A 15574-nucleotide genomic window follows, 5' to 3' on the forward strand; every position below is an offset into this window, starting at 1 on the left:
GTGCATAGCGACCGTTCAAAGCCCCTGTTCACCCACGGTTCGGACGTGGTGGCCGCGGTGCCGAAGTCAACCTATCGCCCCTCGGCCCGGCCGACCGCATCCGGTCGCGAAAACGCCCGCCCCGGAGCGGATCCGGGACGGGCGGCGGCGGTGAGGATCAGGGCCTGAGGCCGGCCCACGGGCGGGCCAGCTCGAAGGCGCGGCAGGCGCGCAACACCCGGGCGTCCGAGTGGCGGGGACCCACCACCTGGAGTCCGATCGGCAGTCCCGAGCCGCCGAACCCGCAGGGAACGCTCGCGGCCGGCTGCTGCGTCATGTTGAACGGGTAACTGAACCCGGCCCAGGACGTCCACCTGCGGTCGTCCGACCCCGGAGGCGACTCCAGGCCCGCCTCGAAGGCCACGATCGGCATGCTCGGCGTCAGCAGCAGGTCGTAGGTCTCGTGGAAGCGCCCCATCCGGGCGCCCATGGCCATCCTCAACGCCATCGCCGTCAGATAGTCCTGAGCCGAGTAGGTCAGACCCTCCTCGATGATCTCCCGCAGCCCCGGATCCTGGAGTTCGCGCTGGGCGTCGGTGAGCGCCTCCGTGGCCTTCGCGGCCCCCGTGTACCAGAGCACGTGGAACTCGTGCCTGGAGTCCGGCAGCCCCGGGTCGACCTCCTCCACCTCGGCGCCCAGCTCCTCGAACACGCGCACCGCGTCGGCGACCACCCGGGCCACCTCCGGGTCCACGTACTGGCCGCCCAGGGTCGGGCTGTAGGCGATCCGCATACCCTGGACCAGCGCCCTCGGGTCCTCGCCGCGCCCCGCTTCGGCCAGCCCCGGGGGCGGGGTGGGCATGGCCATCCAGTCCCGGGAGTCGAAGCCGGAGATCACGTCGAGCATGAGCGCCAGGTCGCCGACGGTCCGCGTCATCGGCCCGGTGTGCGCCAGCGAACCGAACGGGCTGGCCGGGTAGTGCGGGACCAGCCCCCAGGTGGGCTTGATGCCGCAGATCCCGCTGAAGCTCGCCGGGATCCGGATGGAACCGCCTCCGTCGGTGCCGGTGGCCAGCGGACCCATGCCGGCGGCGACGGCGGCGGCCGAACCTCCGCTCGACCCTCCCGGGGTCGTGGACGGGTCCCACGGATTGCGGGTGATACCGGTGAGCGGGTTGTCCGTGACCCCCTTCCAGGCGAGCTCGGGGGTGGTGGTTTTGCCGACGAACACGGCGCCCTGCTCGCGCAGGCGGGCCACCACGGGGGAGTCCTCCTCCCACGGCCCCTCCGCGGAGGAGGCCCTCGACCCCTTGCGGGTCGGCCACCCCTTGGTCAGGTGGATGTCCTTGACCGAGGTGGGCACTCCGTCGAGCCGTCCCGCGGGCTCGCCCCGTCGCCACCGTTCGGCGGAGGCGCGGGCGGCCTCCAAGGCCTCCTCCGGGCGGACCAGGCAGAACGCGTTGAGCGCCGGATCGTCCTGCTCGATACGCGCGAGCACCGAGGCGACCGCCTCCACCGGGGACAGCTCCCCGGTGGAGTAGGCGCTCAACAGTTGCTCGGCGGACAGGTCGGCCGGTGTGCGGTCGCCGGAACGCGCCCTGGGGACGGTGTGGGCGGCCCCCGGCTCGGTTCCGGTCGGGGCCGCACCGAGGCCCGAGCCGGTGTCGTCGGCCCCGGCTCGGTCGGAACGGATCGTCACTACAGCCTCCCAAGTCACGCGAGGGGTCAGCCGGGTACGTAACCCCGGTCCTTGTCCACGGCATTGCGCAGTTCCCGCCCGCCCAGGTAGCGGTCGAGATTGTCCAGGAACAGCTCCCACAGGTCGTCGCGCCAACCGATCACGTCACCCGACATGTGCGGTGAGACGACGGACCCGGGCAGGCCCCACAGTGGATTGATCGCCTTGAGCGGTTCCCGTTCGAAGACGTCCAGGGCCGCCCCGGCGATCGAGTTCGCCTCCAGGGCTCGGACCAGGTCGGACTGGACGACGATGGGGCCGCGGGCCACGTTGATCAGCCGCGCGGTGGGTTTCATCAGGTCGAGGAAGGGCCGGTCGACCAGACCTCGTGTGGAGTCGGTGAGCGGCGCCGCGACGACCACGTAGTCGGCCTCGGGGAGCGCTTCGCGCAGGCCGGGGCCGTGATCCGGGTCGAGGTGGGAGGCGTACACACGGCCGAAGTCGGGGTCGCCCTCCCGGGCGTGGCTGCCCGAGGCCTCGACCCGCATCCCGATGGCGGTGAGCTTGCGGCCGATCGCGCGGCCGATCGGGCCGGTGCCGACGACCAAGGCCCGTTTGCCGGTGACGCGTTCGGTCTCGCGGTGCAGCCAGTGCCGTTCTCGCTGGAGCTCCCAGGAGCGCGGGAAGTCCTTGGCGAAGGAGATGATCAGCCCGAGGACGTATTCGGCGATGTGCTCGTCGAAGACACCGCGCGAGTTGGTGACGACGACGTCGCTGTTCACGAGCCCGGGGAACATCAGGTTGTCCACACCGGTGGTGGCCGCGTGCACCCACCGCAGCGAGTCGGCCTTGGGCCAGGCGGCGGACAGGGCCTCGGTGAACAGGTCCCAGACGAGGAGCGCGTCCGTTCCGGGGAGCGCTCCTGCGAGTCCGTCGGCGGTGGTGTGGACGACCTCGCCGAGTCCGGGGTGGTCGTGGAGACGTTCGAGCCCCGACGGGGTCTCCTCTCCGTGGAGGACGAGGAGCCTGGGCCGTTCGGGTGCGGAGACGGTGGCGGTACTGGGCGGACGGTTCACTGGCGTGAGCTTTCCGGTTGACGGGTTCTGGACTGGTGCCGTCGGGGTGAGGGTTCGCCCTGCACGGAGAACGCTAGGGAGCCCGCATAGGATTGTCAACAATCCACAAAAGGACTGTCGTACGACAAAGCTCCACCTCATACCCGGTCGGCGATCTGGGGATACCCGTACTAGACGGGTCTATTGCCGCATTCGGAGGGTTGATCATAAGATTGTCGACAATCAACAGTGCCGTGACCCCGCAGGCCCGGAACAGGACCCCGGGCCGACCGTCCCACAAAGGAAGCACGTAGGCCCCGCCGAAGGGATCCCACTTGCCCAGGTACATGACAGTCACGCTCGCCCGACGCGGGGTCTCCTGCGTCGCCGAACTCCTCGACGAGGACGCGCCCCGCACCTGCGAGGCGGTATGGAACGCCCTCCCGCAAGGGGACGCGGTCCAACACGCCAAGTACGCGCGCAACGAGGTCTACACGATGGTCCCGAGGTTCGCCGATCCCGAACCGGGCCAGGAGAACCCCACCGTCACACCCATCCCCGGGGACATCGTCTACTTCTCCTTCGACTCCGGCATGCTCGACCGCTCCTTCAAGGAGGACAAGGGCATCGGCCACCTTCCCGGAGTGATCGATCTGGCCCTCTTCTACGGACGTAACAACCTGCTGCTCAACGGCGACGTGGGCTGGGTGCCGGGCAACGTGTTCGCCACCGTCGTGGAGAACCTGCCCGCCATGGCCGAGGCCTGCAACGACGTCTGGCGCTCCGGCAGCGTCGGTGAGCGTCTCCTGTACGAACGGCTGGAACGCTGACCGGCCCCGTGGCGCCGAGACGGCACGAGACCGACGAATCGACCGACACACCCGAACGATCACCACAGAGCACATCAACGGGAGGTGAGTGACCGATGCGAACCGAGGGAAACGGACCGAACCCCGCGGGCGGCTTCGACCCCATGACCCCGGCCGTCCCCGTACAGCCGGAGACGTCCGAGATCGTCGAACTGTCGGCGTCGACGACGACACCCTGGCAGGCAGGGGTGGGCGTCATCGCGCCCTACGACTTCGCTCTCGACCGCGAACTATGGCGGTGGACGCCCGACGACGTCTCGCTCTTCATCACCCGCCTGCCCTACGTGCGCGTTCCGGTGACGGTCGACCAGGCCGCCGCGCTCAGCAAGGGCAAGAGGGTGGGCAAGGCGGTACGCGAGCTCATGGCGCCCGAGCCCCTGGCCATCGGCTACGCCTGCGCGTCCGGAAGCTTCGTCCACGGAGCCCACGGGGAGCGCACGCTGCGCCACACCATGCTGACGGCCGGGGCGCCCGAGGCCGTCACCACGTCGGGGGCGCTGATCAGCGCCCTGGAGACCCTGGGCACCGACCGGATCGCGGTGGTCACCCCGTACGTGGACAGCGTGACCGACCGGCTCCTGGCCTATCTGGCCGAACACGGCGTCGGGGTCACCTCCAGCGTCGGGCTGGGGTTGCTCAGCCACATCTGGAAGGTCACCTACTCCGAGGTCGCCCGCGCGGTGCACGAGGCCGACCGACCGGACGCCCAGGCCGTCTTCATCAGCTGCACCAACGTCCTCACCTACGACATCATCGCGCCCTTGGAACGCGAGCTGGGCAAACCCGTCATCGCGGCCAACCAGGTCACCATGTGGGCGGTCATGCGGGCCGCCGGCCACCGGGCGGTCGCCCACGGACAGAGCCTGATCGGCATGGCTCCCACCGGGGTCGGCTGAACCGACCGTTCGACCAACGACCCACCGGGGCGGTCCCGACCTCGACGGCCGGCCGCCCCGGTGGGCCCCACAGACCTTGAGGAGAAGCATGACCCGCGTCGGAATCCTCTACCCCGGCTTCAGCGCCGAGGACGACTACCAGACCTTCGCCTCGCAGATCGACGACGTCGAACTGCCCCTTGTGCACACGCTCATGCGCGAGGACGCCCACCGGGTCGACGCCCTACTGGACGTCGGCAGCGAGGAGGTGCTCTCGAAGGGGGCCGAGGAGCTCTCCGCGATGGAGATCGACTCCGCCATCTGGGCGTGCACCAGCGGAAGCTTCGTCTTCGGCTGGGACGGGGCGCGTCGGCAGGTCCAGGGGGTGCGCGACGTCGTCGGCGTCCCCGCCTCCAGCACCTCCTTCGCCTTCGTGCACGCCCTACGACAACTGCGCCTCTCCCGGGTCGCGATCGCCGCGACCTACCCCGACGACGTCGCCCGACGCTTCGAACGGTTCCTCACCGAGGCCGGCGTCACCGTCCTGTCCCTGGCCAGCCACGGCATCGTCACCGCCGCGGAGGTGGGGCGGCTCGACCCCGATGAGGCGCTCGACTTCGTCATCTCCAACGACCACCCGGGCGCCGACGCCGTGCTGGTCCCGGACACCGCCCTGCACAGCGCCGACCTCATCGACCCGATGGAGGCCCTGCTGGGCAAGACGGTGCTCACAGCCAACCAGGTCAGCGTCTGGGAGGGGCTGCGTCTGGTCGGCCGCTGCGAGTCGCGTCCGGGGCCCGGGAACCTGTTCCGCTCCGGAACCTCCACGGTCCGCGACGCCTTCGAACGGCGATGACCTCGGGGACCCATCCGTGCCGATTCGTCCATTGATGTCCGGCACGTCCCCGTATTCTCGATCGAGTTCAGACCACGTCCCGAGAAGGGAAGTCCCATGTCGGCCCCCGGCCAACTTCGTCCCGTCCCACGGCGGTCCACCGCCGAGCTGATCGCCGACCAGCTCCGCGCCGCGATCATGTACGGCTCCCTCTCACCGGGGGACCAGCTCGGCGAGGCCGACCTGGCCGGACGGTTGGGAGTGAGCCGGGGTCCGCTCCGTGAGGCGATGCAACGCCTGGTCCAAGAAGGGCTGCTCCGCAGTGAACGGCACAGGGGCCTGTTCGTGCGCGAGCTGACACCCGACGACGTCCGGGACGTCTACGTCGCCCGGCTCGCGGTGGAGAGGACCGCCTGCGAGCTGATCATGCGGGGCAACAGGGGTGAGGCCGTGGCCCGCCTCACCCCGGCCCTGGACCGGCTGGCCCGGGCCGCCGCGGCCGCGGACCGCCACGCGATGAGCGAGGCCGACCAGGAGTTCCACGAGACCCTCGTGAGCTGTTCGGGCAACTCGCGTCTGGAGCGCATGGCGCGAACACTGCTGGTCGAGACCCGTATGTGCCTCACCGTGATGCAGGACGTCTACCCCGAACCCGAGGAGCTCCTGGAGGAACATCGCAGGATCCTGGACGCGATCGTCGAGGGCGAGGAGAACCGTCTACTCGGCCTGATCGAGACCCACATGCTCGACACCGTCGACCGGATCAACGGCGAGACGGCCGACGAGGCGACGGCCGAGGACGAGACCTCGGACTGACCGGAACGACGAACCCGACGGGCCCCGACCACGGTCCGTCGCGGTCGGGGCCCGTCTTCGCGCCCTCTAGAGCCCGCCGATGCCGACGTACTTCGACTCCAGGAACTCGTCGATGCCGACCCGACCGCCCTCACGGCCCAGGCCGGAGTGCTTCACCCCGCCGAACGGGGCCGCCGGGTTGGACACGACACCCTGGTTCAACCCCACCATGCCGGTCTCGAGCGCCTCGGCCACCCGGAGCGCCCGGTTCAGGTCACGGGTGTACACGTAGCTGACCAGCCCGAACTCGGTGTCGTTGGAGGCCCGCAGCACCTCCTCCTCCGTCTCGAAGGGCATCACCGGGGCCACCGGACCGAAGATCTCGGTGCGGGACAGCTCCGCCGCGAAGGGCACGTTCGCCAACACCGTCGGCCGGTAGAAGTGCCCCGGACCGTCGCCCGGTCCGCCGCCCACCAGTACGTTCGCGCCGAGGTTCACGGCGTCGTCGACCAGGTCCTGCACCTTCTTCCGGGCCTTGTCGTCGATGAGCGGGCCCACGTCGACGTTGTCCTCCAGCCCCCGGCCCAGGCGGAGCGCGCCCATGCGCTCGCTGAGCCTGCGGGAGAACTCCTCCGCGATACCCGACTGGGCGTAGATGCGGTTCGCGGCCGTGCACGCCTCACCGATGTTGCGCATCTTGGCGAGCATCGCCCCGTCCACCGCGGCGTCCAGGTCGGCGTCGTCGAACACCAGGAACGGCGCGTTGCCGCCCAGCTCCATGGAGGTGCGCAGCACCTGACCCGAACTCTGCTCCAGCAGCCTGCGGCCGACCGCCGTCGAACCGGTGAAGGAGAGCTTGCGGATCCGCCCGTCGGTGAGCAGCGGCTCGGTGATCCCACCCGGGTCCGTGGTCGGCAGGACACTGAGCACACCCTCGGGCAGCCCCGCCTCCGTGAGGATCCCGGCCAGCGCCAGCGCGGACAGCGGGGTCTGGTGGGCCGGCTTGAGGATCATCGTGCAACCCGCGGCGATGGCCGGGCCGATCTTGCGGGTCCCCATCGCCATGGGGAAGTTCCACGGGGTGATGAGCATGCAGGGCCCGACCGCCTGCTTCATGATCAGGAAGCGCGACTTCCCGTCCGGTGAGAGGGAGAACCCGCCCTCGATCCGCACCGCCTCCTCGGAGAACCAGCGGAAGAACTCGGCCGCGTAGGCGATCTCCCCACGCGCCTCGGCGAGGGGCTTGCCCATCTCCAACGTCATGAGGGTCGCCAGATCCTCCTGGCGCTCCATGAGCAGGGCGTAGGCCCGGTACAGGATCTCGCCGCGCTCGCGCGGAGCGGTCCGCTGCCAGCCCGGCTGGGCCTTGGCGGCGATGTCGAGGGCCTCCATGGCGTCCCGCTCGCCCGCGTCCGAGACCTCGCACAGCACCTTTCGGGTCGAGGGGTCCTCGACGGCGAAGGAGGCACCCGAGGCGGGTTCACGCCACTTCCCGCCGAGGAAGAGCGCCTTGTTCACCTGTTCGACGACCCGTACTTCCCGATCCGACATGTTTCGCTCCTCAGTCGACGGGCCGACCCGACGGGACGGCCTGTGGTGTCAGAACTGCCCGGCGTGCGTCCTCTGGACACCGCCGCTCCCGGATGTTTCCATAGCAGCGTCGATTGTCAACAATCCTACGGAACCCGATACAAGGAATTGAGGCCATCGCATGGCGGAACTCTCCCCGGTTCTCAAGCAGGCGACACCGGTCATCGCCGCACGAGGCGAGGGTGTCTACCTGTACGACGAGGACGACCGCCGTTTCCTCGACTTCACCGCCGGCATCGGGGTGACCAGCACGGGCCACTGCCACCCCAAGGTGGTCGCCGCCGCCCAGGAGCAGGTCGCGACCCTGATCCACGGCCAGTACACCACCGTGATGCACCGGCCCCTGCTGCGACTCACCGAACGTCTCGGCGAGGTCCTGCCCGAAGGGCTCGACCGCCTGTTCTACGTCAACTCCGGCAGCGAGGCCGTCGAAGCCGCCCTGCGCCTGGCACGCCAGGCCACCGGGCGTCAGAACGCCGTCGTCTTCCAGGGCTCCTTCCACGGACGCACCATGGGCGCCGCCTCCCTCACCACCTCCGGGACCAAGATCCGCGCCGGCATCGGCCCGCTCGTCCCCGGCGTCGTGGTCACGCCCTTCCCGTACGCCTACCGGCTCGGCATGTCCGAGGAGGAGGCCGTCGCCTACGCGCTGCGCGAGCTCGACTACCAGTTCGCCACGGTGACCTCCCCGAAGGACACCGCGGCCGTCTTCATCGAGCCCGTCCTCGGCGAGGGCGGCTACGTTCCGGTCCCCGACGCCTTCCTTCAGGGGCTGCGCGAGCGCGCCGACCAGCACGGGTTCCTGCTGGTCCTCGACGAGGTGCAGACCGGCTTCGGTCGCACCGGCACCTTCTGGGGGCACGAGCCCTCCGGTGTGCGTCCGGACATCGTCATCACCGCCAAGGGGCTGGCCAGCGGCTTCCCGATCTCCGCCATCGCCGCCCCCGCCGCGATCATGGACAAGGCCTGGCCGGGCTCCCAGGGCGGCACCTACGGCGGCAACGCCGTCGCCTGCGCCGGCGCCCTCGCCACCCTGGAGGTCATCCAGGAGGAGGGTCTGGTGGAGAACTCCGCCCGCCAGGGCGAGCGCCTCCACCAGGGGCTGGCCAAGATCGCCGAGGCCCACCCCGCCATCGGCGACGTCCGGGGCCGGGGCCTCATGCGGGCCTGCGAGTTCGTCAAGGCCGACGGAACCCCCGACGGCCAGTCCGCGCAGAAGGCCCAGCAGGCGGCCGCGCAGAACGGCCTGCTCCTGCTGACCTGCGGCCCCGCCGGCAACGTCGTCCGCTTCATCCCGCCGCTCATCGTCGATGGCGACCAGGTCGACACCGCCCTCGAACTGTGGGCGGCCTCCGTCGAGGAGACCGTCTCCTAGCCACCAGGGCCCCATGGGGGCGCCGTCCGAGGTGGCGGCGCACCCATGGTCCGGGTCACACCGGAAAATGGCGCAAAGGCACTCCGACACCGTGATAGAGTCGGAGACGTCGCAAGGGAGAGCGCAGAGCCCGCCCGGGCGACACACAACCGAATACCTGCACTCGTAGCTCAATGGATAGAGCATCTGACTACGGATCAGAAGGTTGGGGGTTCGAGTCCTCCCGAGTGCGCCACCTTGAGACAGTGGAGAAGACCGCCGGACCTGCACACCACACAGGCCCGGCGGTCTCTTTTCCGCTGTCGAGAGTCCCTCACCCCCAGAGCGGAGCCCGAACGGTGAACGACGGAGCCGAGAGCCCGGGGATGATGGTCCTCTACGGATGCATGGTCGTCATAGGGGTGCCGTCGGCCATCGTCATCTGGGTCGTGGAGGGTCGTTTCTCCTGGATGTCATGTCTGGGAGTGTCGGTGGGGGTCTGGAAGCTGGTCGAGGCCTACCGAGCCCGGAGAGCGGCCGCCTCCGAAAAGGGCCCCACGTCGTAGCCGCCGCAACGGGGCCTTGACGGTTCAGCCGCTCGAGCGGTTCAGGATCTGTCGGGAGTGGGCCTCCAACGCAGGGATGGTCCGCTCCGCCTCTCGGGCCGGGGGCTTGCGCGAGTGGTCCGGCCCGGGTTGTCTTATCGGTAGGGGGCGGCATCAGCGTCACCCCCACGGCCACAGAGCGGGAGCCCCCACCCGATGAACGACACCGGATCAGTGGATCGCTGGATGGTCCTCAGGCATGGAGTGCCCAACCTGGCCGTCTTTCTTCTGCTCTCCTACGCAGGATGGGCTTACGCCCTCGCGGCACTGCTGCTCTGGTACACCCCGATGTTCATATGGGTCGCCCGGGAGAGGCGCCGACACGCCGCGGACTCCCATCGGCTCACCTCCTCGGCAGAAGGAGAGTCGGCGATATAGCCGCACGCCGGTGTACGTCCCCGCGGAGTGGCCACCTCTTCCGAAGGAGAAGGCCGGCCCACCGCTTAACGGAAGACACCTGCGATAGGCGCGCAGGCCGAGAGCGTTTCCCGGATTCCTCTACGGGCGCCGGACTGTTGTGGCAGGGTGAGCGCGCCGATCATCGTCTCCCAGAACACCGTTTCGAGCGGCCTTCGCGTTCGCGGTGATCCGGGGAGGGTGGTCGGGCCGTGCCGGTCGATAGGGAGAAGAGCACCGATGGAGCGAAGGTTCGAGGGCGCCGTTCTGGAAGTTCTGGTGGACGAGACTCTGTCTCCTCCGGAGCGAGGGGAACCACACCCACATCGCCTTTACGTGAGGATTTTCGGGAAGGACGCTGCGGGGGACTGGATCACCCCTCGGCCAGGTGTGGTGACCCGCGCCCACGCTGAACCCGAGGTCGACGAGAATGACCAGGCCGCGGTGCCCGAGAGTCTGTTCGACCATCTTTCGGAGGTCTTTTCGGGGGTGGACGGGATCGGCTATGACGGTGAGTTCCTGGATCCGGATGAGACCGTTCCGACGATTCTCGACGAGGTGTTCACCTGGACCTGTCATCAGGCCTGCCAGGGCCCTACATAGAGGTTCGAGCAGCTCGAACGAGAGCACGTGAGGACACGTTGGGCAGGAAGGAAGGTGCCTGATCGGGGGATTCGCGGTCCAGGTGGCCCACGATCTCGCCCGACAGCAGGACGTACAGACGTTCAGGCATCATCGTCCCCATCTCCGATGGGCAGACCCCACGATGCTCGGCGGGCCTCCGATGCGGAGCGTGGCTCGGTGTGGGCCCGCTCCTGCCGTGGTTTTCGTGGAGGGACCGCTGCCCCTGTGGAGGCCTGGTCGGGTGGCGGGTCCGTCTCCTGAACGCTCTCGGTGGTCGATCTCAGGATCAGCGTCAGGTCCAAGGCGTCGAGCAATCGGAGCAGGGGTTCCAGCTCGACACCGCGGTGCCCCGCCTCGACCCGGGCCAGTCAGGAGCGGGCGACGCCGGCCTGTGAGGCCACAGTCGCTTGGCTGAGGCCTTTGGAGAGTCGGGTGTCTCTGACCAGCCCGCCCAGTTTGGACCACCCTGTCAGAGCGAACTCTTCGACCATCGTGACCACCCCGTCCTCGAACGAGGACAAGAGGTTCTTGTCCTCGTTCGAGGACGCTGCGATCGCCGGAGAGGTATCGCTCTTCCCAAAGGCTCGAGGTTGTGAGGGCCACCGGGGAGGATGGTCTGATTCTGTGGTGGGCGCTGTGGACCCACGTCGTAGCCGGGGAACAGGAGTCTTCGTGATGGAGAATCTCAGCGCTCAGGGGCTTCTGGTGATGAGGGTGTGCGGTGCGCTGATGTTCGCCGGTGCCCTCACGCTGCTGGTGGCCGCCGGCCCTCTGGTGGGGGAGCCGATGTGGCCGCAGATGGCGGTCGGTGTGATGGCGTTCGCGATGGCGTCCTGGCTGTCCCTGCTGTGTCATCGGGAGACTCGGCGTCGTAGCCGGGTGGCCTTCTCTGAAAAGGGAGGGGCGGCCCGACGGTGATGGCGGGCCGCTCGGGGGTTTCCGGCTACGAGCCGAAGAGGACGTCGCGCTGTTCGTCGAGGATCACCATCATCGCGTCGGTGTGCTCGGGGCAGTCCTCGCCGATGTAGGTCATCAGGAATCGACGTGCGGACTCCTCCACCTCCTCGCCCTTGTTCACGGCCGCGAGAGCGCCGGCCAGGCCGATCTGCATCACCAGGGTCCGGGTGTAGGACATGGACTGCGCGCCGTCTTCGACCTCGCCGTAGGTGATCTCCTCGTCGGCGACGGAGCACAGGTCCGCGGAGCCATCGTGGATGAGGTCGAGTTGTTCGTCGGTGAGGCTCTCGTACCAGGGGTCGCCCTCCATCGCCTGTTCGGCGGCCTCGCGTGTGGTCGCGGGGGTGGGGGCGGATTCCGGGCTCGATGCCGTCCGGTCCGTGGTGTTGTCACCCGCGTCGGCCTGGGTGCAGGCGGTGAGGGTGAGTAGAAGCGCCGCGCAGGCGGCGATGGAGGAGGAACGCATGGGGGATGCTCCTTGTCGTCGATCTCCTCTGGACTGTAGGGCGCTGCTGTTGTCTATGTGCTGATTTGTGGGCTGGTGACCGATTTCAGCCATGGGGCAACGGAACGGTCCGCTCGGGCGTCCGGGTGGGTCGTGCGCGGTGGTGCGGTGGCCCTCCATGAGGAATTCAATGCATGTCCGGTCGGGAATCAGGTAATTGTGCGAGGGCTTCTCCGGGGCGCTTTCGTTTCGTTCCGGGGCGGTGGTTCTCCGTGGTGTCGGCGGGGTGCGTTTTTCCGACATCGGCGCTGTTCCCGGACCTGACGGGGTGATGGGGTGCCGGGGTTGAGTGCCTGGTGGAGGGCGGGTTCGGGGTTCGGAGAAGGACGCTCGGGGGAGGGGCGTCCGCCCACCGGAAGCCTCCGGCGAAGGGCGGGATCGGCTTCTCCTCGCTTGCCGGAATTCCCTTTCCGGGATCTCTTCACGCGGGTGTAACGGCGGATTGATCGGCGTGAAATCGGGGTGCTGTCGTGTGTTCTCTCGAAGGGACCTCGTGTGGTCCGTCCGCGGACGCGTCGCTCCGGCCGTCGGGGCGGGCGGGTCGCCGGAGCGGGGGAGGAGGCCTCGCGGGCCCGATGCCGTGGAACGTCGAAGGGGGTGACCGAGCCGTCGGAGGGGATGCCGAACGACCCCGTCGGAGCCTTCGAAAGAACGCGAACGCGCGCTCGTCCCGGAGGCGTCCCGATCACTCCGTCGGAGCGGGGCGGAGGGGGTCATCTCGCCAAAAAATGTACCAGCGTTTGTCGCACCTCGGTCGCGGTGTTTTCCCTTGTCCGACAGGGCTTCCCGGTACACCGAGAGGCATCCTGAGGCGTCTCTCTGGCGAGGGGTGGGCTTGCCGCACGCCTCTCACGTGCTAAAACCTAGATGGGTTGGTTTTTGCTACCAAACCCATAACGAATCGTTGAGAGGTGGTTCATGCATCTACTTCCCTCCGATACCGAGAAGCTGCTCCTGGCCGTCGCGGGCATGATCGCCCGGGATCGACGGGAACGGGGCGTCAAGCTCAACCAACCGGAATCGGTAGCGCTGCTGTCCTGCTGGGTGATCGAGCGGGCACGAGAAGGTGCCAGGGTCGCCGAGCTGATGAGCGAGGGTCGCAACGTCCTCACCAGGGACGAGGTCATGGACGGGGTCCCGGAGATGATCCCCAACGTCCAGGTCGAGGCCACCTTCCCCGATGGACGCAAGCTCGTCACGATCACGGAGCCGATCCAATGATTCCCGGTGAGATTCGTACCCGCTCCACCCCCCTCGACCTGAACGACGACCGCGAACGGTTGTCCCTCGTCGTCGTCAACACCGGTGACCGCCCCATTCAGGTGGGCTCTCACCTGCACTTCCCGGACGCCAACCCGGCTCTGCGCTTCGATCGCGAACAGTCCCAGGGGTTCCGTCTGGACGTTCCCGCCGGTACCTCGGTCCGCCTGGAGCCCGGCGTGAGCCGCACCGTCGAACTGGTCGCCTTCGGCGGCCGACGGTACGTCCCGGGTCTACAGATCCACGACCTGAGCAAGCAGCCCGAGACCGGGGAGCGTACCCCGCGTCCGGTGGTCCCGTTCGGTACCCCGGGTGTCGACGTGCCCGAGCCGGAGCGCGCCTCCGGTACCGCGATGCGCGTCGGTGAGGTGGACGCGCACGACGGTGACCCGGCCGAGGTGGTACCCACCGAGGCCCCGCCCGCCGAGAACGCCGATCAGGAAGCGGACGCCGAGGAAGCGACAGAGGACACAGAGGAGCAGCAGCCGTGAGCCGCATCGACCGCCGTGAGTACGCACAGCTGTACGGACCCACGGTCGGGGACCAGATCCGCCTGGGCGACACCGATCTGTGGATCGAGGTCGAGGAGGATCGCACCGCGGGTGGAGACGAGGTCGTCTTCGGTGGCGGTAAGACCATCCGTGAGTCGATGGGGCAGGGCATGACCCTGCGTTCCGAGGGCGCCCTGGACCTGGTGATCACCAACGTGGTGGTCCTGGACCACTGGGGGATCATCCGAGGTGACGTGGGCATCCGCGACGGTCGTATCGTGGCGATCGGCAAGGCCGGTAACCCGGACGTCATGGACGGTGTGCACCCGGATCTGCTGATCGGTCCGGGCACCGACGTGATCGCCGGTGAGGGCAAGATCCTCACGGCGGGCGCGGTCGACACCCACGTGCACTTCCTCAGCGAGATCGAGATGCACGAGGCGCTCACGACGGGCACGACCACGCTGATCGGTGGCGGTACCGGGCCGACCGAGGGTTCGAAGGCCACCACGGTGACCCCGGGCGCGCACGCGCTGCGGACGATGCACCGCGCCCTGGACAAGTTCCCGCTCAACATCCTGCTGTTCAGCAAGGGCAGCACGGTGTCGATGGAGGCGCTCGCCGAGGACGCCCTGGCCGGGGCCGGCGGCTACAAGGTCCACGAGGACTGGGGCGCGACCCCCGCCGCGATCGACGCCGCGCTGCGCGGCGCCGACGAGTTCGGTCTCCAGGTGGCCCTGCACGCGGACTCGCTGAACGAGACCGGTTACGTCCAGCACACGCTGGAGGCGATCGCCGGTCGCGGTATCCACGTCTTCCACTCGGAGGGCGCGGGCGGTGGTCACGCGCCGGACATCATCATCACCGCCGGTGAGTCGAACGTCCTGCCCGCCTCCACCAACCCCACGCTGCCGTTCACGGTCAACACCGTCGACGAGCACCTGGACATGCTGCTGGTGGTGCACCACCTGAACCCGCGTGTTCCGGAGGATCTGGCGTTCGCCGAGTCCCGGATCCGCGCGTCCACGATGGCGGCCGAGGACGTCCTGCTGGACATGGGCGCGATCGCGATCACCTCGACCGACGCCCAGGCGATGGGTCGTATCGGTGAGCTGATCTCCCGCACGTGGCAGGTGGCGCACGTGATGAAGAACAAGTTCGGTCCGCTCCCCTCGGAGCTGCCCGCCGACAACGCCCGTGCCCGCCGGTACGTGGCCAAGTACACCATCTGTCCGTCGGTGGCCCACGGCGTCGATCACGTGATCGGCTCCATCGAGCCCGGGAAGATGGCCGACCTGGTGCTGTGGGACCCGGCGTTCTTCGGTATCCGGCCGACCGCGGTGATCAAGTCCGGGGCGATCGTCGCGGCCCCGTTGGGCGACCCCAACGGCGCGGTCCCCCTTCCGCAGCCGGTGCTGGTGCGGCCGACCCTGGCCGCGCAGGCCACGTCGGCGGCCGACCTGGCGGTGACCTTCGTGTCCCCGATGGCGATCGAGGACGGGTTGGCCGAGCGGCTGGGGCTCCAGCGCGAGCTGGTGGGCGTGAAGCCCACCCGCGACATCACCAAGGCGGACATGCCGAACAACACGGCTCTGCCCGATATCGACGTGGACCCGGAGACGTTCGCGATCAGTATCAACGGCGAGTTCGTGAAGCCGCAGCCCGTGGACGTCGTACCGCTCGCGCAGCGGTACACGATGTTCTAG

The 15574-nt window shown here is 68.7% G+C and carries 16 protein-coding genes and 1 tRNA gene; 12 read left to right on the forward strand and 5 right to left on the reverse strand.

The features are described 5' to 3' along the window. Positions 1-157: 157 nt before the first annotated feature. Both D451_RS0110165 and D451_RS0110170 read right to left on the reverse strand, forming a co-directional pair. On the reverse strand, positions 158-1678 hold the full coding sequence (locus tag D451_RS0110165) for an amidase (protein ID WP_017534311.1): 1521 nt from the start codon (positions 1676-1678) through the stop codon (positions 158-160). Between the two features lie 26 nt (positions 1679-1704). Continuing rightward, a complete protein-coding gene (locus D451_RS0110170) occupies positions 1705-2733 on the reverse strand; it encodes a D-2-hydroxyacid dehydrogenase (protein ID WP_014912812.1) in 1029 nt (342 codons plus the stop codon). A 326-nt stretch (positions 2734-3059) separates the two neighbouring features. Between D451_RS0110170 and D451_RS0110175 the strand changes: the two genes are divergently transcribed. The 4 genes from D451_RS0110175 to D451_RS0110190 all read left to right on the forward strand — a co-directional run bounded on the left by D451_RS0110175 (position 3060) and on the right by D451_RS0110190 (position 6107). Beyond that, on the forward strand, positions 3060-3542 hold the full coding sequence (locus tag D451_RS0110175; RefSeq protein ID WP_026124966.1) for a DUF3830 family protein: 483 nt from the start codon (positions 3060-3062) through the stop codon (positions 3540-3542). Positions 3543-3637: 95 nt separating this feature from the next. Next, positions 3638-4477, forward strand: a complete 840-nt coding sequence (locus tag D451_RS0110180; protein ID WP_014910575.1) for a maleate cis-trans isomerase family protein — start codon at positions 3638-3640, stop codon at positions 4475-4477. Between the two features lie 88 nt (positions 4478-4565). Further along, positions 4566-5312 carry a maleate cis-trans isomerase family protein gene (locus D451_RS0110185; protein ID WP_014911557.1) on the forward strand — a complete coding sequence of 249 codons (747 nt, stop codon included), beginning with the start codon at positions 4566-4568 and terminating at the stop codon, positions 5310-5312. A 96-nt stretch (positions 5313-5408) separates the two neighbouring features. Beyond that, positions 5409-6107: a GntR family transcriptional regulator gene (locus D451_RS0110190; protein ID WP_014911865.1), complete on the forward strand. Its 699-nt coding sequence runs from the start codon at positions 5409-5411 to the stop codon at positions 6105-6107. A 66-nt stretch (positions 6108-6173) separates the two neighbouring features. Here D451_RS0110190 and D451_RS0110195 read toward each other — a convergent pair whose 3' ends face one another. Beyond that, positions 6174-7637, reverse strand: a complete 1464-nt coding sequence (locus D451_RS0110195) for an NAD-dependent succinate-semialdehyde dehydrogenase (RefSeq protein WP_017534313.1) — start codon at positions 7635-7637, stop codon at positions 6174-6176. Positions 7638-7797: 160 nt separating this feature from the next. On the opposite strand from D451_RS0110195, the gene D451_RS0110200 reads away from it, so the two are divergent. From D451_RS0110200 to D451_RS0110220, 4 genes are all read left to right on the forward strand, one after another. Beyond that, on the forward strand, positions 7798-9051 hold the full coding sequence (locus D451_RS0110200) for an aspartate aminotransferase family protein (protein ID WP_014913256.1): 1254 nt from the start codon (positions 7798-7800) through the stop codon (positions 9049-9051). 159 nt (positions 9052-9210) lie between these two features. Next, positions 9211-9286: transfer RNA gene (locus D451_RS0110205), tRNA-Arg, on the forward strand. Positions 9287-9389: 103 nt separating this feature from the next. Beyond that, on the forward strand, positions 9390-9596 hold the full coding sequence (locus tag D451_RS0110210; protein ID WP_152472843.1) for a hypothetical protein: 207 nt from the start codon (positions 9390-9392) through the stop codon (positions 9594-9596). A 675-nt stretch (positions 9597-10271) separates the two neighbouring features. Further along, the gene (locus D451_RS0110220) at positions 10272-10634 is read left to right on the forward strand and encodes a hypothetical protein (protein WP_014910472.1); all 363 of its coding nucleotides are present in this window, start codon (positions 10272-10274) and stop codon (positions 10632-10634) included. Here the strand turns inward: D451_RS0110220 and D451_RS28070 are convergent. Further along, a complete protein-coding gene (locus D451_RS28070) occupies positions 10627-10767 on the reverse strand; it encodes a hypothetical protein (RefSeq protein ID WP_161628222.1) in 141 nt (46 codons plus the stop codon). The two genes, D451_RS0110220 and D451_RS28070, sit on opposite strands and share 8 nt — an antisense overlap. 563 nt (positions 10768-11330) lie before the next feature. Between D451_RS28070 and D451_RS0110230 the strand changes: the two genes are divergently transcribed. Then, the gene (locus D451_RS0110230; protein ID WP_017534316.1) at positions 11331-11573 is read left to right on the forward strand and encodes a hypothetical protein; all 243 of its coding nucleotides are present in this window, start codon (positions 11331-11333) and stop codon (positions 11571-11573) included. A gap of 25 nt (positions 11574-11598) precedes the next feature. Here D451_RS0110230 and D451_RS0110235 read toward each other — a convergent pair whose 3' ends face one another. Next, positions 11599-12078 (reverse strand): hypothetical protein, encoded by a 480-nt coding sequence (locus D451_RS0110235; RefSeq protein WP_017534317.1) that lies wholly within the window; start codon positions 12076-12078, stop codon positions 11599-11601. A gap of 957 nt (positions 12079-13035) precedes the next feature. On the opposite strand from D451_RS0110235, the gene D451_RS0110240 reads away from it, so the two are divergent. The 3 genes from D451_RS0110240 to D451_RS0110250 are packed head-to-tail and all read left to right on the forward strand — an operon-like array spanning position 13036 to position 15574. Next, the gene (locus D451_RS0110240) at positions 13036-13338 is read left to right on the forward strand and encodes an urease subunit gamma (protein WP_017534318.1); all 303 of its coding nucleotides are present in this window, start codon (positions 13036-13038) and stop codon (positions 13336-13338) included. Next, positions 13335-13868 (forward strand): urease subunit beta, encoded by a 534-nt coding sequence (locus D451_RS28950; protein WP_017534319.1) that lies wholly within the window; start codon positions 13335-13337, stop codon positions 13866-13868. Before D451_RS0110240 ends, D451_RS28950 begins: the two co-directional genes overlap by 4 nt. After that, a complete protein-coding gene (locus tag D451_RS0110250; RefSeq protein ID WP_017534320.1) occupies positions 13865-15574 on the forward strand; it encodes an urease subunit alpha in 1710 nt (569 codons plus the stop codon). Before D451_RS28950 ends, D451_RS0110250 begins: the two co-directional genes overlap by 4 nt.

The sequence above is a fragment of the Nocardiopsis alba DSM 43377 genome (assembly GCF_000341225.1).
Classification (GTDB): Bacteria; Actinomycetota; Actinomycetes; order Streptosporangiales; family Streptosporangiaceae; genus Nocardiopsis; species Nocardiopsis alba.